The sequence below is a fragment of the Nocardia elegans NBRC 108235 genome, assembly GCF_001612845.1.
GTDB lineage: Bacteria > Actinomycetota > Actinomycetes > Mycobacteriales > Mycobacteriaceae > Nocardia > Nocardia nova.
In genome coordinates, this window is the sequence record NZ_BDBF01000018.1 from 1 (window position 1) to 22,372 (window position 22,372).

Here is a 22,372-nt window from a genome sequence, read left to right on the forward strand (position 1 = left end):
CGGCAGCAAGCCACAGGCCAGCACCACCCCGGCGCCGACCTCCAACGCCGCCGCCACCAAGACCGCCCCGGCCGAACCGGCCGCCGACGAGTCGAAGGTGCTGCGCGGACCGGCCGCGGCGATCGTCAAGAACATGTCGTCGTCGCTGACCATCCCGACCGCGACCAGCGTGCGCGCCATCCCGGCGAAGCTGATGATCGACAACCGGCTGGTCATCAACAACCACCTCGCCCGCACCCGCGGCGGCAAGATCTCGTTCACCCACCTGCTCGGCTACGCGATCGTCCAGGCGGTCAAGGCGTTCCCGAACATGAACCGCCACTTCGCCGAGGTCGACGGTAAGCCGAACGCGGTCACCCCCGCGCACACCAACCTCGGCCTGGCGATCGACCTGCCGGGCAAGGACGGCAGCCGCACTCTCGTCGTCGCGGCGATCAAGAACACCGAGACGATGTCGTTCGCGCAGTTCCACAGCGCCTACGAGGACATCGTGCGCCGCGCGCGCGACGGCAAGCTCACCACCGAGGACTTCACCGGCGTCACCATCTCGCTGACCAACCCGGGCACCATCGGCACCAACCACTCGGTGCCGCGGCTGATGCCGGGTCAGGGCGCGATCATCGGCGCGGGCGCCATGGAGTACCCGGCCGAGTTCCAGGGCATGAGTGACCAGCAGCTCGCCGAGATCGGCATCGGCAAGCTGATGACGCTGACCTCCACCTACGACCACCGCATCATCCAGGGCGCGGAGTCGGGCGATTTCCTGCGCACCATCCACAACCTGCTGATCTCCGACGAGTTCTTCGACGAGATCTTCCACGGCATGGGTGTGCCCTACGAGCCGGTCCGCTGGCGTAAGGACATCAAAGAGCGCGGTGTCGACAAGAGCGTGCGCGTCCAGGAGCTGATCGCGGCGTATCGCAGTCGCGGCCACCTGATGGCCGACACCGATCCGCTGCGGCTGGTGAAGGACAAGTTCCGCAGCCACCCCGACCTCGACGTCACCCAGCACGGCCTGACCCTGTGGGACCTCGACCGTGAATTCAACGTCGCGGGCTTCCACGGCCAGGAGCGGATGAAGCTGCGCGACGTACTGTCGGTGCTGCGCGACGCGTACTGCCGCCACGTCGGTGTGGAGTACACCCACATCCTGGAAACCGAACAGCTGCAATGGATTCAGCAGCGGGTCGAGCAGAAGCACGAGAAGCCGACCGTCGCGCAGCAGAAGTACATCCTGTCGCGGCTGAACGCGGCCGAGGCGTTCGAGACCTTCCTGCAGACCAAGTACGTCGGCCAGAAGCGCTTCTCGCTGGAGGGCGCCGAGTCGACCATCCCGATGATGGACGCCGTCATCGACCAGTGCGCCGAGCACGGGCTCGACGAGGTCGTCATCGGCATGCCGCACCGCGGTCGCCTGAACGTGCTGGCCAATATCGTCGGCAAGCCGTACTCGCAGATCTTCACCGAGTTCGAGGGCAACATGAACCCGGCCGCCACCCACGGCTCGGGCGATGTGAAGTACCACCTCGGCGCGCACGGCACCTACATCCAGATGTTCGGCGACAACGACATCGAGGTCTCGCTGACGGCCAACCCGTCGCACCTCGAGGCCGTCGACCCGGTGCTCGAGGGTCTGGTCCGCGCGAAGCAGGATCTGCTCACCAAGGAAGACCTGGTCACCAAGGGCGAGGAGGCGCGCACCTTCTCGGTCGTGCCGCTGATGCTGCACGGTGACGCGGCCTTCGCCGGCCAGGGTGTGGTCGCCGAGACGCTGAACATGTCGGGCCTGCGCGGCTACCGCGTCGGCGGCACCGTGCACATCGTGGTGAACAACCAGATCGGTTTCACCACCGCACCGGAGAACAGCCGCTCCACCGAGTACTCGACCGATATCGCCAAGTCGATCGGCGCGCCGATCTTCCACGTCAACGGCGACGATCCCGAGGCCTGCACCTGGGTGGCGCGCCTGGCGACCGACTTCCGCGAGAAGTTCCACAAGGACGTGGTCATCGACCTCATCTGCTACCGCCGTCGCGGCCACAACGAGGGCGACGACCCGTCGATGACCCAGCCGTACATGTACGACGTCATCGACACCAAGCGCAGCGTCCGCAAGTCCTACACCGAGGCCCTGATCGGCCGCGGTGACATCTCGATGAAAGAGGCCGAGGACGCCCTGCGGGACTACCAGGGTCAGCTGGAGCGGGTGTTCAACGAGGTCCGCGAGCTGGAGAAGTACCCGCCGGAGCCGAGTGAATCGGTCGAGCAGGAGCAGACCGTTCCGGGCACCGTCGTCACCGCCGTGGACAAGTCGGTGCTGCAGCGCATCGGCGACGCCTTCCTCGGCGTGCCGGACGGCTTCAACGTGCATCCGCGCGTCAAGCCGGTGCTGGAGCGCCGCCGGGAGATGGCCTACGAGGGCAAGATCGACTGGGCCTTCGCCGAGTTGCTCGCCTTCGGCACCCTGATCGACGAGGGCCGCGCGGTGCGCTTGACCGGTCAGGACTCCCGGCGCGGCACCTTCACCCAGCGGCATTCGGTGATCATCGATCGCAAGTCCGGTGCGGAGTACACCCCGCTGCACAACATCGGCAGCGAGAATCCGGGCTGGTTCGCGGTGCACGACTCGGCGCTGAGCGAGTTCGCGGCCGTCGGTTTCGAATACGGCTACTCGCTGGGCAACCCGGACGCGCTGGTCCTGTGGGAGGCGCAGTTCGGCGACTTCGTCAACGGCGCGCAGTCGATCATCGACGAGTTCATCTCCTCCGGTGAGGCCAAGTGGGGTCAGCTGTCGGAGGTCGTGCTGCTGCTGCCGCACGGTCACGAGGGTCAGGGTCCCGACCACACCTCCGGCCGCATCGAGCGGTTCCTGCAGCTGTGCGCCGAGGGTTCGATGACGGTGGCGGTCCCCTCCACTCCGTCGAACTACTTCCACCTGCTGCGCCGGCACGCGCTCGACGGCATCCGCCGCCCGCTGATCGTCTTCACCCCGAAGTCGATGCTGCGCAACAAGGCCGTGGTCTCCAACGTCGAGGACTTCACCGACGCGAAGTTCCGCTCGGTGCTCGAGGAGCCGACCTACGAGAGCGGCGACGGCGACCGGTCGAAGGTCAAGCGGATCCTGCTGACCAGCGGCAAGCTCTACTACGAACTGGTCGCCGAGAAGGCCAAGAAGAACCGTGACGACGTCGCGATCGTGCGCATCGAACAGCTGTACCCGATCCCGTCCTACCGGCTCAACGAGAAGCTCGCGACCTACCCCAACGCCACGGATCTGGCGTGGGTGCAGGAGGAGCCGGCCAACCAGGGCGCCTGGCCGTTCTTCGGGCTGAACCTGCCGGAGATCCTGCCGGACCGGTTCAACAAGCTGCGCCGCATCTCTCGCCGCGCCATGTCGGCCCCGTCCTCGGGTTCGTCGAAGGTGCACGCGGTGGAGCAGCAGGAGATCGTCGACGAGGCGTTCGCCCCCACCGACTAGGTCGTATCGCCCGGACGCCGGGTCGGATCGCTCTGCCGAGCGGTCCGGCCCGGCGTTCGTCGTATCCGGGCACGAGCGGCGCAGCACACCCGGCCGCGTCACATTCGGGGGTCCTCGATCGTCGTAATGAGTGAAACAGCCTTGTGCCGACCTACTTCCGCATCGTATATTCGGCGTGGAATATTTGAGCCGGAACATGTCGGTCCGCCCGCGTAGTGTGCGGCGGCAGCGACGAAGGGAGTCGAGACCAATGTCCAAGCAGCCGGGTGCCACGTTGACGCCGTTGGCGATCTCGGTACTGGCGCTGCTGGAAGAAGACCGCATGCATCCGTACGAGATGTACCAATTGCTGCTCAAACGCCGGAAGGACAATCTGCTCAAGATTCGCCCCGGCTCGCTCTATCACACGGTGACCCGGCTGGCCGAACAAGGACTGGTCCAGGCGGAGGGTACCGAGCGTTCGGGTAACCGGCCGGAACGCACCACCTACTGCATCACCGAAGCGGGTACCGCGGCGCTGCGTACCCGGATCGCCGATATCGTCCGGCAGCCGACTCGTGAGTATCCGATCTTTCCCATCGGCTTGGCGGAGGCACACAATCTTCCGGTCGAGGAGGTGATCGCCCTGATCACCGAGCGGATCGGCTGGCTGGACAACGACATCACCGAACTCGACGCCATCCGCGAATGGGCGCGCTCGCGCGAGGTACCCCGGCGGTACTGGATGGTGATCGACTATCTGCGAGGTGTCGCACAACACGAGGTCACGTGGCTGCGCGGTCTCACAGAGGAGTTGCGTGACGGCTCGCTGCCGTGGCTGGAATTCGACGAGGGCGGAACCCGTTGCCCCAACAGAACCGGTGACCTCGGTCACGACTGGGGTGCGGCCCTGACCGACGACGTACTCGCCGAGCTGCGGAAAGGTGGTGCGACCGCTGCCGAGCACTGATCGGGCGCTGGTACGCGACGCGCCCCGAGACCTTCATACGAACCACCCATCGGTCGTCGTCGTCGATCGATGCCGGGAACAGGAACGAAATCTATGACATCGCAAAGAAATCCGTGGCTGGCGCTGACCGCGCTGGTCGTCGGGTTCTTCATGATCCTGCTGGATATGACCATCGTCGCGGTGGCCAATCCGGCGATCATGCAGGATCTGCATACCGACATCAACAAAGTCATCTGGGTGACCAGCGCCTATCTGCTCACCTACGCGGTACCGCTGCTGGTCACCGGCCGCCTCGGCGATCGCTTCGGACCGAAGAACATCTACCTGGCCGGTCTGGCGGTCTTCACGCTGGCCTCGCTGTGGTGCGCGGTATCGGCCAATGTGGAGATGCTGATCGCGGCCCGCGCGGTGCAGGGCCTGGGCGCGGCGTTGATGACGCCGCAGACCATGGCCGTCATCACCCGCACCTTCCCGCCGGACAAGCGCGGTGCGGCTATGGGGCTGTGGGGCGGCGTCGCCGGCCTCGCCACACTGGTCGGCCCGATCCTCGGCGGCGTGCTGGTCGACTGGCAGGGCTGGAACTGGATCTTCTACATCAACGTGCCGATCGGCGTGGCGGCGTTCGCGCTGGCGGTGTGGCTGGTTCCGAATCTGGAAACCCACCAGCACAAGTTCGATTTCGTGGGCGTGGTGCTCAGCGGTATCGGCATGTTCCTGCTGGTCTTCGGCATCCAGGAGGGCAATACCCGGGATTGGGACGCCTGGATTTGGGCGATGATCATCGCGGGCCTGGTGGTGCTGGGTCTGTTCGTGGTGAACCAGGCCCGCAACAAGGACGAGCCACTGGTGCCGCTGAGCCTGTTCCGCGACCGCAACTTCTCGATGTCGAGCGTCGCGATCGCCGCGATGGGCGCCGCGGTCACCTCGCTCATGGTGCCGGCGTACTTCTACCTGGAGGCGGTGCGCGAGTACACCCCGACCCGGGCCGCGCTGGTCTTCGCGCCGATGGCGATCGTCACCGGCCTGACCGCGCCGTTCATCGGCAAGATCTCCGACCGTATGCCGCCACGCATCCTGCCCACCATCGGATTCCTGGTGTTCGCCCTGACCGTCTTCGGCTTCGCGGCGCTGATGAAGCCGGACAGCTCCATCGCGGTATTCCTGGTGGTCGCGGCCGTCGCCGGTCTGTCGAACTCCTGCATCTGGGCTCCGCTGGCTTCCACCGCCACCCGCAATCTGCCGATTCATCAGGCGGGCGCCGGTGCGGGTGTCTACAACACCACCCGTCAGGTCGGTTCGGTGCTCGGTAGCGCCGCGATCAGCGCGCTGGTCTCGGCCCGCATGTCCGCTCAGGGGCTGGGCAGCGGCCAGTTCGGCGAGGGTGGCGGCACCGGGATGGGCCACATCCCCGAGCAGATCCTCGACAAATTCAGCACGGCCCTGGGCCAGGCGATGATCCTGCCCGGCGCGATCCTGCTGATCGGCGTGGTGGCTTCGGCCCTGTTCGTCGGCAACTCGGCGAAGAAGCAGCAGGGGGAGGCCGGGGCGGGTACCGAACCGGAGAAGGCAGGCATCCCCGGCTGAGCCCGGTCGACGCGCCGAACAGGGTGCGCGACAGCGCGATACGAGGTCCGCGTGGCAGTGCTGCCACGCGGACCTCGCCGTATTCACTGCGGTGCGCGTAGCCGATCAGCGCCGGGCCGCATATCCCCGCCCGGCCGCGCCGGCGGAGGTCACGCGTCTACCCGACTCGGATCGTCCGCGAGGGGTAGCCGCTCGCCCCGTCCGGAATGACGTCGGCCACCTCCGCGGTCTGAACCGTTCCGGTGCCGTCGATGGCGCGGGCGCGGACCGTATGCGTCCCCGCGGAGGCCTCCCAGTCGTAACTCCATTGCCGCCACGTGTCGACCGACGGTTCGGCGGCCAGACGGGCGGGTTGCCACGGGCCGTTGTCGATCTGGACCTCGACGGCGTCGATACCGCGATGTTGCGCCCAGGCCACACCGGCGATGGTCACCTTCCCGGCCCGGACGGCACCGCGCGGGGTGTCGATACGGGTGCCGGTCTTGATGGGCCCGCGTTCGGACCAGCCGCGCCGCGTCCAATAGGCCTGGGCGCGATCGAATCTCGTGATCTCGAGTTCGGTGACCCATTTGGTGGCCGAGACGTAACCGTAGAGTCCGGGCACGACCAACCGGGCCGGGTATCCGTGTTCCACGGGCAACGGCTCGCCGTTCATGCCGACCGCGAGCAGGGCGTCGCGACCATCGGTGAGCGCGGCGAGCGGACTTCCGGCGGTGAAGCCGTCGGCACTGCGCGACAACACCATATCGGCGTCCGGATGCGGCCCGGCCTCGGCGATCAACGCGTCGAGCCGATAACCCAGCCAGCTCGCGTTGCCGATCAGATCGCCGCCGACCGGATTCGAGACGCAGGTCAGCGTCACCAAGCGTTCCACCGACGGCCGACGCGCCAGATCGGCGTAGTCGAGCCGGATTTCGCGGTCCACCATGCCGTGGATCCGCAGTGACCACGTCTCCTTGCTGACCTGCGGAACGGTCAGCGCGGTGTCGATTCGGTAGAAGTCGGAATTGGGGGTGAGATACGACGCCAGTCCCGGTACTCGCAGATCCGCGGCCGGATCCACCGGGGGCACAGGCACATTCGGTGGCGGCAACCGCACCGCCGCCCGTTCCCCCGCCACACTGCGCGCGCTCGCCCCGAGTACGCGTCCGGCGATACCGGCCGCCACCGCCAGTACTCCCACCCCGACGATCCCCCGCATCACCTGCCGCCGATCGACCTGCGCCGCATCGGGTTTCACCACGCGCGGCCAGGCGGCTCCGCGCGCACTCAGGCGGGCGTCGTCTCCCTCGAAGGGCGCCGACATAGCCTTGCGCTCACCGCCCACCGGGTCTTGCGCACCCGTTTCCGCACCGGCCCCAACTCCCCTGCCCGCACCAGCACCGCCACCCGAGCTCGCCTCGGCTGCTCCACGCTCGATCCGAATTTCCGCCGCGTGGGCCCGGTCCTCTTGCACCGCGGAGGCTTTCGCCGAATCGGGCGCCGCGGCTCCGCCACCACCCCGCACCATCGCCGGCGCACCGAATGCCTCGTATCGCCGAATCAACCACCGCAGCGACACGATTGCCAGCGCCACCCCCACGACCGACGGCAGCGCCCAGGTCCAGTTGGCGGCCGGGCGTTCGAGCGCAGCCCACGCCGCCCCGATGCCGAAGACGCCGAGCACCACCGATCCGATCGGCCGCACGGTTCGCTCGACCACCCCGACGAGCGCCGCGACGATCAGCGCCACCACGCCCATCAGCAGATACAGCATCATTTTGTCGTCGGTGCCGAAGGAGTCGATCGCCCATTCCCGCACCCCGTCGGGCGTGTGGTCGACCACCGTCGCCCCGATCGCCGCCAACGGCGCGCTCCCCGCCCCCACCGGCACCGACACCAACTCCGCGACGCCCAGCGCCAGCCCCGCGGACACGATTCCGCAGGCCGCGCGCAGTCCCGATCCGGCCATAACGGCGAGCGTACTGCGGATTCCCCACGGTGAACCCGCCCGAACGAGCGCATCGACCACAGCGTCACAGATTCGTCAGAACTCGAAGCCGGACGTGATCCGGCCCATGTCGGCGGTTCCACGGCAAGCACCCAGCCCCTTCTCAGGAATCGCGCGCTTAATTGATAGAGGATCCGAATGCGTCGGGGCCCGGGTCCGAGCCGACACACAGGATGTGACCGAACAGGACGTGATGAGCGTGTATCCGAACGAGGGCAATCGGCCGCACCAGCCCGGACCGTACGAACCACGGTCGGGGGCGTACGGCCCGCACGGGTATCCGGGTCAGCCACCCTTCCCGGGGCAGTATCCCTACCCGCAGCAGTATCCGCCGCGAGGACGCGCGCCACGGCACGGCCTGACCTTCGGAATGCTGGCGGCCCTGGTCGCGGTGGTGGCGCTCACCATCGCCCTGGTCGGCTCCCGCATCGACGCCCACGGCCCCGGCCAGGCGGCCCCGTTCGGCCACGGCCAGGGCTCGGTGGTGCAGCCGGTCGATTCCCAACCGCAGTCCGCGGCGCTGGAACAGGCGGCGAACGCGGTGGTGCCGGGCATCGTCGTGATCAACACCGAACTCGGGATGCAGAACGGCGCGGGCGCCGGAACCGGCATCGTGCTCGGATCGGACGGCACCATCCTCACCAACAACCACGTCGTGGAGGGCGCCACCGACATCTCGGCCACCGATCTCGGCAACGGCCGCACCTACCGCGGCAGCGTCACCGGATTCGACCGTCAGGACGATCTGGCCGTGGTGAAGTTGCAGGGCGCCTCCGGCCTGCAGACGGCGCCACTGGGCGATTCGGATCAGGTGAAGGTCGGCGACGCCATTGTGGGTGTCGGCAACGCGGGCGGCACCGGCTCCCCGACCGCGGCGGGCGGACGCGTCACCGCACTGGATCGCTCCATCACCGCCAGCGACGAATCGGCCGGCGCCGCCGAGCAGCTGACCGGTCTCATCGAGGTGGCCGCGAACATTCAGCCGGGTGATTCCGGCGGTCCGCTCATCAACAGCTCCGGCCAGGTGGTCGGCGTGAATACCGCCGCGTCCCAGGGCTTCCAGCTCGGCGCGAGCGGTGGTCAGGGCTTCGCGATTCCCATCGACAAGGCGAAGACGATCGCCGCGCAGATCCGGGCGGGGAAGAGTTCGGACCGCGTGCACATCGGCGATTCCGCGTTCCTCGGTATCACGATGAGCGATGCCAACGGTTCCGGTGCGCTGGTCCGCAATATCGTGAGTGGCGGTCCGGCACAGGCCGCGGGCCTGGCCCCGGGCGATGTGATCACCGGGCTGGACGGTCACGGCATCGATTCGGCGACCACCATGACGAACACGATGGATCAGCATCACCCGGGCGATACCGTCACACTCACCTGGGTGGACCGCTCCGGACAGAGCGAGTCCGGTCAGGCGTCGCTCGCCCAGGGTCCCGTGGGCTGACCCGACGAGTTCAGCCGGATCTCGATCTCATCGGCCTTCGTGTCCGGTACGGGCTCAGGCGTGACCCGCACCCCGACCACCGCCCCGGATTCCCGGTCGACGAACGACAGCGGTGGCTTTCCGTCCTGCAGATATTTGTCGCCCCACTGCATCAGCGACAGGAATATCGGCAGCAGATCCTCACCGGCCCCGGTCAGGCGGTATTCCGCGCGTTCGCGCCGGCCGGGTTCGCGATACGGCACCCGTTCGACGACGCCCGCCGATTCGAGCTGTTTGAGCGCACGCGACACCGCCGGCGCCGACGTTCCGATCCGGGTCGTGAAGTCCTCGAATCGGGTTGTCCCGTAGAAACATTCGCGCACGACGAGGAATACCGTCCGCGTGCTGAGCAACTCGAGCACCCGTCCGGCCGAACATCGGTCACCGATCGACCAGGCGTCCCGGTCGCTCAGTCGCGGCTCGAACATCATCGACACGAGACCATGTTACCTAACGCTTGCGTTACTCAGCGAGCTGTGCTGTCATCTAACTAACGAGATCGTTATCCAGAGGGTGGGCAGTCGCCCCGAACGATCCGAAAGGACGAGAGATGGCCGGAATCGAAGGCGCGGTCGCACTGGTGACGGGCGGGCAGCGGGGGCTCGGCAGAGCCTTCACCGACGAGCTGCTCAGGCGCGGCGCCGCCAAGGTCTACACCACCGCCCGCGCCCCGAAGGCCGCCCACGACCCCCGCGTCGAGCCGCTCGCCCTGGACGTCACCGACGCCGATTCGGTCGCCGCCGCGGCATCGCGGGCCCGCGACGTCGAAATCGTGGTGAACAATGCCGGCGTTCTCCTCCCCGCACCGCTGCTGACCGCCGATATGGCCGACATCGTCACCACGTTCGACACCAACGTCTTCGGCCCGCTGCGGGTAGCTCAGGCATTCGCGCCGATTCTGGCGGACAACGGCGGCGGCGTCCTCATCGACATCCATTCGGTGCTGTCGTGGGCCGCGGGCGCGGCGGCCTACGGTGCGTCGAAGGCGGCGCTGTGGTCGCTGACCAATTCGCTGCGGCTGGAGCTGGCCGCACAGCGCACGCAGGTGGTCGGCGTCCATCTGGGATTCGCCGATACCGAGATGGTGCGGCGCCTCCCGGGCGACAAGCTCGCACCGAACGTGGTGGCCGAGGCCGTCTTCGACGGCGTACTGCGCGGCGATACCGAAGTGCTGGTCGACGACGTCACGCGCGGCGTGAAGGCGGCACTGTCCGGCCCCGTCGAGGGCCTCGCACTGACCATCTCCCGCTGAACCCGTTACCGCACATCATCTTTCGAAGGGAATCACCGATGCCACTGTGGCATGTCCACCACCCCGCCGACACCTATTCCGACGCCGACAAACAGGATTTCGCCCGGGACATCACCGCGCTGTACGCCTCCTTCGGCTTGCCGGAGTTCTACGTCGTCGTACTGTTCCAGGAAATCGAGGAGACGTCCTTCTTCGTCGGCGGGAAGCCGTCGAACAACACGGTGCGAATCGTCGTGGAACATCTCGCCCGCCATCTGGACGACCCGCAGATGCGCAAGCGATCGACGCAGCGGCTCAACTCGATCATGGAGCCCTACACCGGCGCGCGTGGATTGCACTGGGAATTCCACACCTACGAATCCCCGCGCGATCTGTGGATGATCGACGGACTGTTCCCACCGGACGCCGGTAGCGAGGCCGAACAGGCGTGGGCGCGCGCCAACGAGCCCATTCCCTACAGCTAGCTCCCCACAACCGACGCCGCCCGGCGGGTCACGGCGGGCGGTCGAAATCTATTCGCCGCCGTACAGATTGATCATCCACGGCACCGAGAATTTGTCGGTGACCATGCCGAACTGCTTCGCCCACTCGGTTTTGCCCAGCGGCATGGTGACCTGTCCGCCCGCGGACAACCCGGTGAAGATCCGTCCGGCCTCGGCCTCGTCGTCCACATCCAGGCAGACGCTGAACGGCACGTTGTCGTGGTTGATCTGCTGATCGGGCGGACAGTCCGACCCCATCAGCAGCTGATCCTCCCGCCAGGTCAACGCGGCGTTGGCGATTCGCTTGCCCACCTCTTCGGGCAGGTTCCCGCCACCGCCGTCACCCATGTCGCGATAGCGGACCATCTGCAGTTCCCCGCCCAATACCGACTGATAGAAGGTGAATGCCTCCTCGGCATCACCGTCGAACAACAGATATGCGGTAGCCGACTTCACGATTGCCTCCTCCGAAATGGATACGGGCCTATCGCGCCCATCGTCGCACGTCGAAACGCCGAACGGCCCGCCTTCGAGAAGGCGGGCCGTTCGGCGTTCGGGCGGGCTCAGCCGTAGATAGCCTCGACCTCGTCCGCGTAGTTCTTCATCACCACGTTGCGCTTGAGCGACATCTTCGGCGTCAGCTCACCGCTCTCCTCGGTCCAGTCGACCGGCAGGATGCGGGTCTTCTTGATCGCCTCCGCGTGCGAGACCAGCTTGTTGGTGTCCTTGACCGCCTTGTCGATCTCGGCGGTCAGTTCGGGCAGCTCGATCAGCTTCTCGATCGGGGTGTCCTCGGGCACGTTGTTGCGGGTCTTCCAGCCGGGCAGCGCCTCCGGGTCGAGGGTGATCAGCGCGCCGACGAACGGCTTGCCGTCGCCCACCACCATCACCTGGCTGATCAGCGGATGCGAGCGCAGGGAATCCTCGAGCATCGCCGGGGAGACGTTCTTACCGCCGGCGGTGACGATGATTTCCTTCTTGCGGCCGGTGATCGTGATGAAGCCCTGCTCGTCGATCGCACCGAGATCGCCGGTCTTGAACCAGCCGTCGTCGAAGGCGTCCTCGGTGGCGGTCGGGTTGTTCCAGTACCCGGCGAAGACGACCGGGCCGCGCAGCAGCAACTCGCCGTCGTCGGCCACCTTGGCGGCGTGACCACCGAGCGGGCGGCCCACCGAGCCGACCTTCAAGTGCTCGGGGGTGTTCACCGAAACAGCGGCGGTGCTCTCGGTCAGGCCGTAGCCCTCGTAGATCGTGACGCCGATGCCGCGGAAGAAGTGGCCCAGCCGCGCGCCGAGGGGGCCGCCGCCGGAGACGGCGGACTTGCAGCGCCCGCCCATGGCCTCGCGCAGCTTGCCGTAGACCAGCTTGTCGAACACGGTGTGCTTGACCTTGAGCACCAGCCCCGGGCCGCCGTTGTCCAGCGCCTGGCTGTACTCCACGGCGGTGTCGGCGGCCAGATCGAAGATCTTGCCCTTGCCGCCGTCGTGCGCCTTCTGCTTGGCGCCGTTGAACACCTTCTCGAACACCCGCGGCACCGAGAGGATGAAGTCCGGCTTGTACTCGCCGAACTGCTCGACAAGCGTCGACCAGTCGGCCGTGTGCGCGACGGTGACACCGGCGTCGAAGGCCGCCAGCGCGACCGCGCGGGCGAAGACGTGGGCCAGCGGCAGGAACAGCAGCGACCGGTGGCCCGGCTTGAGGAACTGCGGCATCGCGGCGCGGTCGGCAGCCGATTCGGCGTAGAGGTTGGCATGCGAGAGCATGACGCCCTTGGGCCGGCCGGTGGTGCCCGAGGTGTAGATCAGCGACGCCGGCGAGGCGGCCTCGACCTGCTTGCGGCGCTCGTGCACGACCTCGTCGCCGAGGTCCTTGCCGCGGGCGACCAGGGTGTCGATCGCGCCGTCGTCGATCACCAGCGGCTCGCCCAATTCGGGCAGACCGTCCTCGATCTCGGCGATGGTGGCCCGGTGCCGGGCGTTCTCGACCACGATCAGCTTGGTGCCCGAATCCGAGAGGATCCAGCGCGCCTGTTCGGCGGAGGAGCTGTCGAAGATCGCGACGGTGCAGCCGCCGGCCGCCCAGATGGCGAAGTCCAGCACGACCCACTCGTACCGGGTGGAGGCCAGGATGGCGACCCGGTCGCCGAGTTCGATGCCCGAGGCGATCAGTCCCTTGGCCACCGCGGTGACGTGCTTCGCGAACTCCGCCGCGGTGACATCTGTCCAACCGCCCTTGCCGTCCGGCCTGTTGAACACCACCAGGCCGGGCGTGCGCTCGGCGTGCCGGAAGGCGCCATCGGACATATTGGCGTCTTCGGGGATGGTGTAGGTAGCCGGGACTTCGAACTCTCGCATCGGTGCCCTTCCACGTGGTCTACTCGCCAGTAATTTACGCCAGCCGCAACGGCAGGTTCCGCCCGGCCGCCCGGTCGAGGATTTTCGACGTGGGTGCGGCCGGGCGGAACCTGTCCTACGGCTTCTATCCTATGGATCCGGTTTGCGCTGGTTGCAGCGATTGACCGAGGAATCCCGCCAGTTCGCGCGCGGCGAGCGCGGCCGGCGCCACCAGCGACGCCTGCAACTGCGAGACGTGCCAGAGCCCGCGCGTCACCGAGAACTGCATCGGCACCTCCGCGGCCCGCAGCGCCGCCGCCAGGCGCACACACTGCGAATGTAGCAGCTCGCCCTCGTCGACCTGGACGTAGGTCGCGGGCAGCCCACCCAGGGACCCCAGCAGTGGCGCGTAGCCGGGATCCAGCGGATCGCCGTCGCCCAGATAGGCGGCGGCGCACAACCGCGACCACGCCCTGTTGACCACCAGATCCCGCTCGCGCGCCGGCAGCTCGTTCGGATCGGCCCACGGGGCGATCAAACCCAGTGCGGCGGGCCGCATTCCGTGCCGGTCACGCAACCGCAACGCCAGCGCGAGCGACAGGCCGCCGCCGGCGGAATCGCCCGCGACCGCGATCTGCTGCGGCGCGAGCCCGGTGGACACCAGCTCCAGGAAGGCCGCCTCGGCATCGTCGAGCGCGGCCGGATACGGATGTTCCGGCGCCAGCCGATAGTCCGGAACATAGACCGGACAACCGATTTCGCGCGCCAGATGCGCCGCCAGCGACCGATGGGTCGCCGGCGACCCGATGGTGTACCCACCACCGTGCAGGTACAGCACCGCACCCGGGCCCTCGGCCGCGCCGGCGGTCACCCGCTCGGCGGGACGGCCGCCGAGCCGCATCCGATGCACCCGGGTACCGGCGGGCAGCGTCTGCAGCACCGAACCGGCGTCGAGCACGTGGCGCTGTGCCGCCCACGGCAGCCGGCTGTGCATAACGAACCGGAAGATCGGCCCGACGACGGCCCGCGCGACGGGCAGCGGCAGGGCCACGGATTTCGAAAAACCAGGCATCACAGTGAATTCCCGTCGCGAATCAGGGCAGGAACCGGCTGTTGACGACGTTCGCGATGCGCTGATAGTAGGACGCGGTGGTGCGCACGAACAGATCGAGCGCCTTCGCCTCCCAGCCGATCAGCACGCGGCCGTGGCCCTTGCGCACGGCCTCGGTGATGGTCTGCGCGGCCATCTCCGGGGTGTGCAGCGCGAGCTGCTTGTCGAAGAACGAGGAGAACTTCTGGGCGTCGATCCCCTCGGCGTAGGTGGCGTTGCGCGCCACGGCGGTCTTGATACCGCCGGGATGGACGCAGGTCACCTTGACCGGATGCTTGCGCGCCATCATCTCCTGGCGCAGCGATTCGGTGAAGCCGCGCACCGCGAATTTGGCCGCGTTGTACGCACTCTGGCCCGGCACCGCGATCAGGCCGAACAGACTGGACACGTTGATCACGTGCCCGTCGCCGGATTCGATGAGGGCCGGCAGGAACGCCTTGGTGCCGTTGACGACGCCCCAGAAATCGACATCCATGATGCGCTCGATGTCTTTGAACTGGGAGTCGATCACCTCGCCGTGGAAGGCGATACCGGCGTTGTTGTAGATCTGGTGCACCACGCCGAAGTGCTTTTTCACCTCGTCGGCGTAGAGCAGCACCGCTTCACGCTCGGCCACGTTGAGCCGATCGGACTTCACCTGCGCACCCAGCGCCTCGACGCGGCGGACGGTTTCGGCCAGGCCCTCGGTATCGATGTCGGAGAGGGCTAGTTTCGCGCCCCGGCGGGCCAGATTCTCGGCCAGCGCACGGCCGATACCCGAGCCGGCGCCCGTGATCACACATACCTTGCCCGTGAAATAAGCGTCATTGCTCACTGTGCTGCTACCACTTTCAGATCGGGACCCGCGGCCCCGTCGGTCGATCGGGTCGTGTCGTATGCCGCGACGTCGAATTTCTCGGTCAGCTTGCGGAAGCGGAACGTGAAATCGGGCCACAGCGTGGTGTTGTTGCCGTGCTTGTCCAGATACCAGCTGGCACAACCACCGTTGAGCCAGACGCTGTTGGACATGCGATCCTGCAGATCGCGGTTGTAGCTGTCCTGCACGTCTTTCCTCACCTCGACCGTACGCAGGCCGCGCTGGTCGAAGGTGGCGATCGCGTCGGCGATGTAGTTGATCTGCGATTCGATCATGTACACCATCGAGGTGTGGCCGAGGCCGACGTTCGGGCCGAGCAGGAAGAACATGTTCGGGAAGTTGTGGATCGCCGCACCCTTGTAGCCCTGCTGCCCGATCTCGTCGAACAGTTCGGTGAGCGTGCGGCCGTCGCGACCGGAGATCGTCTCGTACACCGGCGAATCGGTGACGTGGAATCCGGTCGCCACGATGAGCGCGTCGATCTCGCGTTCGGTGCCGTCGGCCGTGACGATGGAATTCGCGCGGATCTCACGGATGCCGTCGGTGACCACGTCGACGTTGTCGCGGCCGAGCGCCGGGTAGTACTCGTTGGAGATCAGCATGCGCTTGCAGCCGATGCGGAAGTTCGGCGTGACCTTCTCCCGCAGCTGCGCGTCCGGCACCTCGAGCCGCAGCTTCAGCCGGGCCAGGCCCTCCAGCGCGAGCATGGCCGGCGGGAATTTCGCCAGGCCGACGACCTGCGTTTCGCGGGCGGCGTAGATGGCCGCGCGCGACAACTTCTGCACGCCCGGAACGTATTTGAAGGCCAGGCGCTCGGGCAGGGTGTACGGGCGGTCGATCCGCGGCAGCAGCCACGGCGCGGTGCGCTGGTAGACGTCGAGATGGGCCACCTTCGGCGCGATCGACGGCACGATCTGGATGGCGGAGGCGCCGGTGCCGATCACCGCGACCCGCTTGCCGGTCAGATCCGCGTCGTGATCCCAGCGCGCGGAGTGGAAGATGCGGCCCCGGAAATCGTTGATGCCCTTGATATCCGGAAGATTCGGCTCGCACAGCGCGCCGACGGCGGAGACCAGGATATCGGCGGTGAACGCGCCCTTGCTGGTCTGCACCTCCCAGCGGGCTTGCTCCTCGTTCCACCGGGCGCCGGTCATCTCGCAGTCGAAGACGTGCTTGTCCCGCACGCCGTGACGGTCGGCCACGCCCTGGATGTAGGACTGGATCTCCGGCTGCTTGGAGAACGAGCGCGACCAGTTCGGATTGAGCGCGAACGAGTAGGAGTACAGCTGCGACGGCACATCGCAGGCGGCGCCGGGGTAGGTGTTGTCGCGCCAGGTACCGCCGACGTCGTTGCCGCGCTCGAGCACCAGGTAGTCGTCGCGACCCTGCTGGCTCAAACGGATGGCCAGGCCCAGGCCCGAGAATCCACTGCCGACGATCAACGTATGCACATGACGCGCCCCCGCTGCACTGCGGCTCCGCCCATCACGGCCTTCGCGGCGCTCTCCGTGGTCACGCAAGCTACCGCCTCCGAGCGCGTCGCTACGGCCGTTGTCTGTAACCCTACGACTCATGTATCAAACCCTACGATCCTATTGAGCAGGAGTCAACAGTATTGACTACCGTTCAGTAGGATGGCAACCGTGAGTGACAACGGTCCCGGCACCAAACGGGTGCGGCTGAGCCCGGACGAACGCCGCGAACAGCTGGTGTCCCTGGGCGTGAAGATGCTGCGCGACCGCACGCTGGAGGACATTTCCATCGGGGAGATCGCGCGGCAGGCGGGAATCTCGCGCGGCCTGCTCTTCCACTATTTCGCCTCGAAACAGGATTTTCAGCGCGCCATCGTGCGCCGCGCCAACGAGGAACTACTCGCTCGCACCATGCCCGACCGCAGCCTCGATCTGTACAGCATGCTGCGCGACGCGGTCGAACGCTACATCGATTACGTCAGCGAGAACCGAATCTCCTATCAGGGCCTGCTGCGCGGACCCGCCAGCGGCAGCCCCGAACTGATGGCCCTCGCCGACGCCACCCGCGATGCCATGGTGGACCGTATCCTCACCGAAACCCCGCTGACGGCAGACGATCCCGAACTGCCGCGACTGCGCCTGGTCTTCCGAGGCTGGATCGCGTTCGTCGAGGAGACGACGCTGATCTGGTTGCGGGAGGAGCAGATCGGCCGTACCCAGTTGATCGACACCCTGGTCGGCGCACTGCCCGCGCTCGCCATGCATCCCGTGCTCACCGAATGGCTGGCCGGGTCGGCCGACGGCAATGTCCTGCCCGCGTGATCCCGGCAGCGTGCCGCCCGTGTGATCTCAGTCCTCGGGCACGTATCCGGCGCGATCGCCGCGCCGGGGTAACCAGAGCGCGGTGACCACAGCGGCCACCAGGATCATGATCGCCGACACCAGCAGCGCCACCTCAAGTCCGCGGTGGAAGGCCTCGTAGGTGGCATGGATAACCCGGTTCACGATCGGCCCGTAGGCGGCCGAGGCCGCCGCGTCACCCCCGGCCGGAACGTTGCCGGTCTCGATGGCGTCGATGACGATCGCCTGGAAATTCGCCGGAACGCCGATCTGCTGCAACCGATCTCGCAGGTCGGAGTTCAGGAAGGAGTTGACCAGCGACCCCAGCGCGGCCACCCCCACCACCGCGCCGACCTGACGCATGGTGTTGGTGGCCGCGGCGGCCATGCCGGAATGTTCGGCCGGAACCCCGGACAGAACGGCGGAGGTCAGCGGCACCACCGCGATCCCGAAGCCGAGGCCCGCCAGTGTCAGGGCCAGTGCCAGGGGCGTGAATTCGACTGTGACGCCGAGGAACTGGCGAGTGAGCAGAATACCCGCGGCGCCGAGCACACAGCCGGCGATCATCGGCGTGCGGGAGCCGCGCAGTGCCACCCAGAATCCGGAGATCAGCGAGCCGACGATGATGGCCACGGCCATCGGGCCGAAGACCGCGGCGGTTCGCCAGCCCGAATAGTCGACCACCTCTTGCAGATACAGCGCGGTGAAGAAGAAGATCGAGAAGATCCCGAAGTAGACCGCGAAGGCGACCACCAGCGCACTGCGCACCAGCGGGCGCTCCAGGTAGTGGAAGTCGAACATCGGATTGGCCGCGCGCGACTCGACCACCAGGAAGGCGACGAAGGCGATCGCTCCGATCACGAACAGCGTGATCACCGAGGCGGCCGAATAACCCACCTGCTCACCGGAGATGGCCGCGTAGATCACGCAGCCGAGAAAGGTCGCGCCCAGGACGAATCCGGCCCAGTCGACCGGCCCAGGCTGCGGATCGGCGCTTTCCGGGACGAATTTCAGCGCCGCCGCCAGCACCACCACGCCGACGATCAGGTTGAACCAGAAGATCGAGCGCCAGCCGAACGCCCCGACCAGCAGGCCGCCGATCACCGGCCCCAGCGCCAGCGCCAACCCGGAGACCGCCGCCCACGCGCCCAGCGCCTTCGCGCGGGCGCCGCGATCGGGGAAGATGTGCCGGATCACCGACAGCGTGCCCGGTTCGGAGGCTGCCGCACCGACACCCATCACCGCGCGGCCGGCGATCAGAATCGAGACACTGCCGGCCACCGCGGACAACACCGAGCCGAGGGCGAACACCACCAGCCCGCCGACCATGACGCGTTTGCGGCCCCACCGGTCGCCGAGAGTGCCCGCGGTGAGCATCAGACTCGCGAACACCAGCGTGTAGGCGTTCACCACCCACTGCAGCGACACCACACCGGCATGCAGGTCGGACTGGACGGCGCCGAGGGTGACGCTGACGATCGTGGTATCGAGGAAGGTGACGAACAGGACGGCGGTGACCACCGCGAGCGCCACATAGGGACGCTCGGCGCCGGCCGACACAGGTTGCGCCGCAACGGAACCCGCCGAACCCGCACCGCTCGCCGCCGCGGTCTCGGCCCGCGCACTCGCGGCGGGGCCGGTACCGGGCACAGCGGATTCGGAGCCCGCCCCGGCAGCCGCGGCGGCCGATGCCTCGCGGTGCAGCGGGCGACCCGATCCGGCGCCGCGGCGGTCCGACGGGTCCGACGACGTCATCGCGATCTCAACTGGTCGGCGCGGGAAGGATGGTGGGGTTCCCAGGTGTCGCGCCGGGGGCCGGCGTCGCACCCGGACTCGGGGTGCCCGAGGCCGTACCGCAGACCGGCGGGGCCGCGCCCTCCAGGGTGAGCAGCGCGCAGAAGGTCGCGGCCGTCACCTTCCAGGTGCCCTCGATCTGCACCGCGCCGCCCTGCTGCCCGGACAGGGCCGGGGTGCCGTTGAACAGCACGTCGAAGGTGACGTCGGCGTGGTCGGTGCTGGTGCTCGCGACATTGGTGACCTTGGCCGAGGCGGATTTGGCCATCGGCGAATCGGCCTGTGCCTTGATCGCGGCGGCGAATGCGGGCCCGTTCTCCAGGAGAGCGATCTTCTGGTCGGCGGAGGTGGATCCGTCGAAGAAGCGCTCGAAGTTCCGGCTGACCGCCTGGGCCACCGTCGGGGTCCCGCTACTGGACGATTCGGCGGATTTGCTGCCGGAATCATCGCTGCCGCAGGCGGCCGCCACGGTCACCAGCGCGGTAAGTGCGCATGCCGCAAGCATTTTCGCCGCGATCCCACGATCGAACATAATGCGGCCTCCCTCGGTGACGGTAGGCTCGGTGATCAACTCGCTCGAAGACTACTCGCCGGACCGGGGCTACGGACGGTTATCGGCCACGAATGCGGTGTCGGCGAGTTCGGCCAGTACGTCGGGCAACTCGGCGGCGACCGCCCGGGCATCGAGGATCGCCGGATCCACGGAAAGCCCGATCCCCAATTCGCCGTTCCAGCTCAGCACCCCGGCGACCAGCGGCACTCCCGGCGCCGACGGCAGAATCGGAAACACCTGGGTGATCGGCATATTCGCGAAAGTCATCGCCATATCGGGGCCGGCCATATTGGAGACGATCGCGTGGAAGTACCGCCCGCCGTACACCGACCGCGCGAAGGCCCCCACCGCCGGTTCGGGAAACAGCCGGAGCACCCGATCCATCACGAAATGTGAGGCGAGCGCCCGGGTTCCGGAATGCAGCCGGTCGCTGCGGGTGCGGATCTCGGCCAGTCGCTGCGCCGGGGTCGCCGCCGTCAGCGGGATATCGATCATTACGGCGGCGGTCGAATTGCCCTCCGCTCCCGACGTGGGGTCGCGCACCATCAACGGCACCGCCACCCGGATCTGCCCGCGCAGTCGCTCGTCCAGGTCGGGGCGCAGACGGTGCAGCGCGGTGACGGTGACGCTCAGCAGCACGTCGGTCACCCGGGCGCCGTGCGAACGACCCACGGCCCGAACGGTTTCCAGGTCCAGCGAGCAGACGGTGAACACGCGTCGCACACAATCGTCGGGCAGTGTTCCCTTCGGCTGCGCGTCGGCGGCCAACTGCGCCAGACCAACCGCGGTACCGGCGACGAGGGTGCCCCAGCTCGGCGGTTTACGCTCGGCCACCGGCAGATCGATGGTCGGTCGCAGCAGGCGCAGCGCCTGCACCACGGTGCCGATGCCGTCGGCGACCACATGATGCAGCAGCAGGACCACGCCGATCGCGCCGGCCTCCGGGTCGCGCACCAGAACGAGGCGCCACAACGGCCGGTCCTTGGGCAGCACCTCGGCGGCCAGATCCGTCACCACCCGGCCGATTCCGTCCACTCGCCGCGCCACCTCGCTCGGCGTCATGGTCATTTCGGCCGTCGCCGCGCTACGTGATTCCACCGCCGCGGACTCCCCGTTGCCGGCTGCCGGGCCGACGGCGATACCGGTGGTGAGCACTGCGCTGAGGGCCGCCCCGGACCCCGCCTCTCGACCATCCGGTTCGCCGAGGGCATCCGGATCGGTGCCCGGAATCGTGCGCTCGGTGACGTGCCAGTCCCAGTCGACCGGGCTGTCCACCCAGCGTGCCCGGCGCCACCGCGCCGGCTGGTCCAGGCGCTGCTGGAACCGCGGCAGATGGGCCAGCTCGCCCTGGACCAGTTCCCGCACCGCGTCGAGGCCGGGCCCGCCGTCGGCCCGCGGCCGGAACACGACCATGCCGCCCACCTGCTGCGGAATGCCGGACTTCTCGATGTGCAGGAAGAACGCGTCGGCGGGAGGCACCACGGGCGGTCGCGCGTACCAGCGATCGACCAGCTGGATACTCGCCGCGACGAAGGCCACCGCGATCACCGCGTCGAGGACGAAGTGGTTCGCGGTCGCGACGATCACATAGGTGGTCAGCCCGACGTGGAAGGCGCTGAGCACCTGCACCACCCAGCCGCCGGAGACGCGGGCCAGCACCACGCTCACCCACAGTGCCCAGCCGACGTGCAGCGAGGGCACCGCCGCGAGTTGATTCGCCCCCGACACCAGCGACGAACCCCAGGATCCCCAGGTATGGCCGTCGACGACGGTGTCGGTGAAGCCCAGCTCGGGCAGCAGCCGCGGCGGGGTGACCGGGAAGAGCGCGAAACACGCGATGGCCAGGATGTTCAGCAGCAGGAAGGAGTCGCGGGCGCGGGCGTAGTCGGCGCGGCGGCGAAAATACATCCAGAACAGCAGCGCGAAGGCGCTGACGATGTAGGTGAACGCGTACTCGTAGTTGGCCAGAGTCGCGAGCAGCACGCGCGACTCCAGCCAGCGGTTGAGTGGACGCTCGAAGTCGATGGCGAGCCACTGCTCGAGATCGAAGATGCGATGGGCGTTGCGATCGGCCAGTTCGCGGCGGGCCGGGGTGTGCAGCGCGTCGACCGCCAGGTACAGCCCGAATACCGCGAGCCCGACCACACAGTCCCGCCACAGCACCGGACGCGACGGATTGCCCACACAACCGTCATAAC

Annotated in this window: 17 protein-coding genes; 7 read left to right on the forward strand and 10 right to left on the reverse strand. The window is 67.7% G+C overall.

Annotation, left to right across the window (positions count from 1 at the left end):
* The 3 genes from NE2_RS14735 to NE2_RS14745 form a co-directional block, all read left to right on the forward strand.
* The coding region (locus tag NE2_RS14735; protein WP_063026545.1) for a multifunctional oxoglutarate decarboxylase/oxoglutarate dehydrogenase thiamine pyrophosphate-binding subunit/dihydrolipoyllysine-residue succinyltransferase subunit at window positions 1-3,478 on the forward strand (3,478 nt) is incomplete at its 5' end.
* A 250-nt stretch (window positions 3,479-3,728) separates the two neighbouring features.
* Entirely contained in the window at window positions 3,729-4,427 is a 699-nt protein-coding gene (locus NE2_RS14740; RefSeq protein ID WP_030514941.1) for a PadR family transcriptional regulator, read from the forward strand.
* 93 nt (window positions 4,428-4,520) lie between these two features.
* On the forward strand, window positions 4,521-6,011 hold the full coding sequence (locus NE2_RS14745; protein WP_063026547.1) for a DHA2 family efflux MFS transporter permease subunit: 1,491 nt from the start codon (window positions 4,521-4,523) through the stop codon (window positions 6,009-6,011).
* 157 nt (window positions 6,012-6,168) lie between these two features.
* Here NE2_RS14745 and NE2_RS14750 read toward each other — a convergent pair whose 3' ends face one another.
* On the reverse strand, window positions 6,169-7,962 hold the full coding sequence (locus tag NE2_RS14750) for a molybdopterin-dependent oxidoreductase (protein WP_063026736.1): 1,794 nt from the start codon (window positions 7,960-7,962) through the stop codon (window positions 6,169-6,171).
* Between the two features lie 409 nt (window positions 7,963-8,371).
* On the opposite strand from NE2_RS14750, the gene NE2_RS14755 reads away from it, so the two are divergent.
* The gene (locus NE2_RS14755) at window positions 8,372-9,442 is read left to right on the forward strand and encodes a S1C family serine protease (protein WP_063909395.1); all 1,071 of its coding nucleotides are present in this window, start codon (window positions 8,372-8,374) and stop codon (window positions 9,440-9,442) included.
* On the opposite strand, the gene NE2_RS14760 is transcribed toward NE2_RS14755, so the two are convergent.
* Window positions 9,409-9,912, reverse strand: coding sequence for a winged helix-turn-helix transcriptional regulator (locus tag NE2_RS14760; protein ID WP_063026549.1), 504 nt, complete (start codon window positions 9,910-9,912; stop codon window positions 9,409-9,411). The two genes, NE2_RS14755 and NE2_RS14760, sit on opposite strands and share 34 nt — an antisense overlap.
* 119 nt (window positions 9,913-10,031) lie before the next feature.
* Between NE2_RS14760 and NE2_RS14765 the strand changes: the two genes are divergently transcribed.
* Together NE2_RS14765 and NE2_RS14770 are read left to right on the forward strand one after the other, a co-directional pair.
* Window positions 10,032-10,733: an SDR family oxidoreductase gene (locus NE2_RS14765; protein ID WP_063026552.1), complete on the forward strand. Its 702-nt coding sequence runs from the start codon at window positions 10,032-10,034 to the stop codon at window positions 10,731-10,733.
* Between the two features lie 38 nt (window positions 10,734-10,771).
* Window positions 10,772-11,197 carry a tautomerase family protein gene (locus NE2_RS14770; protein WP_063026554.1) on the forward strand — a complete coding sequence of 142 codons (426 nt, stop codon included), beginning with the start codon at window positions 10,772-10,774 and terminating at the stop codon, window positions 11,195-11,197.
* 48 nt (window positions 11,198-11,245) lie between these two features.
* Here NE2_RS14770 and NE2_RS14775 read toward each other — a convergent pair whose 3' ends face one another.
* The 5 genes from NE2_RS14775 to NE2_RS14795 all read right to left on the reverse strand — a co-directional run bounded on the left by NE2_RS14775 (window position 11,246) and on the right by NE2_RS14795 (window position 17,089).
* Window positions 11,246-11,671: a VOC family protein gene (locus tag NE2_RS14775; RefSeq protein WP_036504729.1), complete on the reverse strand. Its 426-nt coding sequence runs from the start codon at window positions 11,669-11,671 to the stop codon at window positions 11,246-11,248.
* Between the two features lie 107 nt (window positions 11,672-11,778).
* On the reverse strand, window positions 11,779-13,569 hold the full coding sequence (locus tag NE2_RS14780; RefSeq protein WP_063026556.1) for an AMP-dependent synthetase/ligase: 1,791 nt from the start codon (window positions 13,567-13,569) through the stop codon (window positions 11,779-11,781).
* A gap of 124 nt (window positions 13,570-13,693) precedes the next feature.
* The gene (locus NE2_RS14785) at window positions 13,694-14,620 is read right to left on the reverse strand and encodes an alpha/beta hydrolase (protein WP_063026558.1); all 927 of its coding nucleotides are present in this window, start codon (window positions 14,618-14,620) and stop codon (window positions 13,694-13,696) included.
* 22 nt (window positions 14,621-14,642) lie between these two features.
* On the reverse strand, window positions 14,643-15,473 hold the full coding sequence (locus tag NE2_RS14790) for an SDR family NAD(P)-dependent oxidoreductase (RefSeq protein WP_030514931.1): 831 nt from the start codon (window positions 15,471-15,473) through the stop codon (window positions 14,643-14,645).
* The gene (locus tag NE2_RS14795) at window positions 15,470-17,089 is read right to left on the reverse strand and encodes a flavin-containing monooxygenase (RefSeq protein WP_084494044.1); all 1,620 of its coding nucleotides are present in this window, start codon (window positions 17,087-17,089) and stop codon (window positions 15,470-15,472) included. The genes NE2_RS14790 and NE2_RS14795 overlap by 4 nt, the downstream gene beginning before the upstream one ends.
* A gap of 60 nt (window positions 17,090-17,149) precedes the next feature.
* On the opposite strand from NE2_RS14795, the gene NE2_RS14800 reads away from it, so the two are divergent.
* Window positions 17,150-17,809, forward strand: a complete 660-nt coding sequence (locus NE2_RS14800) for a TetR/AcrR family transcriptional regulator (protein ID WP_063026562.1) — start codon at window positions 17,150-17,152, stop codon at window positions 17,807-17,809.
* Window positions 17,810-17,836: 27 nt separating this feature from the next.
* Here NE2_RS14800 and NE2_RS14805 read toward each other — a convergent pair whose 3' ends face one another.
* From NE2_RS14805 to NE2_RS14815, 3 genes are all read right to left on the reverse strand, one after another.
* The gene (locus tag NE2_RS14805; protein ID WP_218018609.1) at window positions 17,837-19,582 is read right to left on the reverse strand and encodes an MFS transporter; all 1,746 of its coding nucleotides are present in this window, start codon (window positions 19,580-19,582) and stop codon (window positions 17,837-17,839) included.
* A gap of 7 nt (window positions 19,583-19,589) precedes the next feature.
* Window positions 19,590-20,153: an MTB12 C-terminal domain-containing protein gene (locus NE2_RS14810; protein WP_063026564.1), complete on the reverse strand. Its 564-nt coding sequence runs from the start codon at window positions 20,151-20,153 to the stop codon at window positions 19,590-19,592.
* A gap of 69 nt (window positions 20,154-20,222) precedes the next feature.
* Window positions 20,223-22,358, reverse strand: coding sequence for a bifunctional phosphatase PAP2/O-acyltransferase family protein (locus tag NE2_RS14815; RefSeq protein WP_063026566.1), 2,136 nt, complete (start codon window positions 22,356-22,358; stop codon window positions 20,223-20,225).
* Window positions 22,359-22,372 lie beyond the last annotated feature (14 nt).

What these genes read in the sequence shown, in the direction of transcription:
- NE2_RS14805 (WP_218018609.1), bottom strand. Translation starts at nt 19,582, where the DNA reads ATGACGTCGTCGGACCCGTCGGACCGCCGCGGCGCCGGATCGGGTCGC.
- NE2_RS14795 (WP_084494044.1), bottom strand. Translation starts at nt 17,089, where the DNA reads ATGAGTCGTAGGGTTACAGACAACGGCCGTAGCGACGCGCTCGGAGGC.
- NE2_RS14760 (WP_063026549.1), bottom strand. Translation starts at nt 9,912, where the DNA reads ATGATGTTCGAGCCGCGACTGAGCGACCGGGACGCCTGGTCGATCGGT.
- NE2_RS14740 (WP_030514941.1), top strand. Translation starts at nt 3,729, where the DNA reads ATGTCCAAGCAGCCGGGTGCCACGTTGACGCCGTTGGCGATCTCGGTA.
- NE2_RS14755 (WP_063909395.1), top strand. Translation starts at nt 8,372, where the DNA reads ATGCTGGCGGCCCTGGTCGCGGTGGTGGCGCTCACCATCGCCCTGGTC.
- NE2_RS14745 (WP_063026547.1), top strand. Translation starts at nt 4,521, where the DNA reads ATGACATCGCAAAGAAATCCGTGGCTGGCGCTGACCGCGCTGGTCGTC.
- NE2_RS14780 (WP_063026556.1), bottom strand. Translation starts at nt 13,569, where the DNA reads ATGCGAGAGTTCGAAGTCCCGGCTACCTACACCATCCCCGAAGACGCC.
- NE2_RS14785 (WP_063026558.1), bottom strand. Translation starts at nt 14,620, where the DNA reads ATGCCTGGTTTTTCGAAATCCGTGGCCCTGCCGCTGCCCGTCGCGCGG.
- NE2_RS14800 (WP_063026562.1), top strand. Translation starts at nt 17,150, where the DNA reads ATGGCAACCGTGAGTGACAACGGTCCCGGCACCAAACGGGTGCGGCTG.
- NE2_RS14770 (WP_063026554.1), top strand. Translation starts at nt 10,772, where the DNA reads ATGCCACTGTGGCATGTCCACCACCCCGCCGACACCTATTCCGACGCC.
- NE2_RS14750 (WP_063026736.1), bottom strand. Translation starts at nt 7,962, where the DNA reads ATGGCCGGATCGGGACTGCGCGCGGCCTGCGGAATCGTGTCCGCGGGG.
- NE2_RS14810 (WP_063026564.1), bottom strand. Translation starts at nt 20,153, where the DNA reads ATGTTCGATCGTGGGATCGCGGCGAAAATGCTTGCGGCATGCGCACTT.
- NE2_RS14765 (WP_063026552.1), top strand. Translation starts at nt 10,032, where the DNA reads ATGGCCGGAATCGAAGGCGCGGTCGCACTGGTGACGGGCGGGCAGCGG.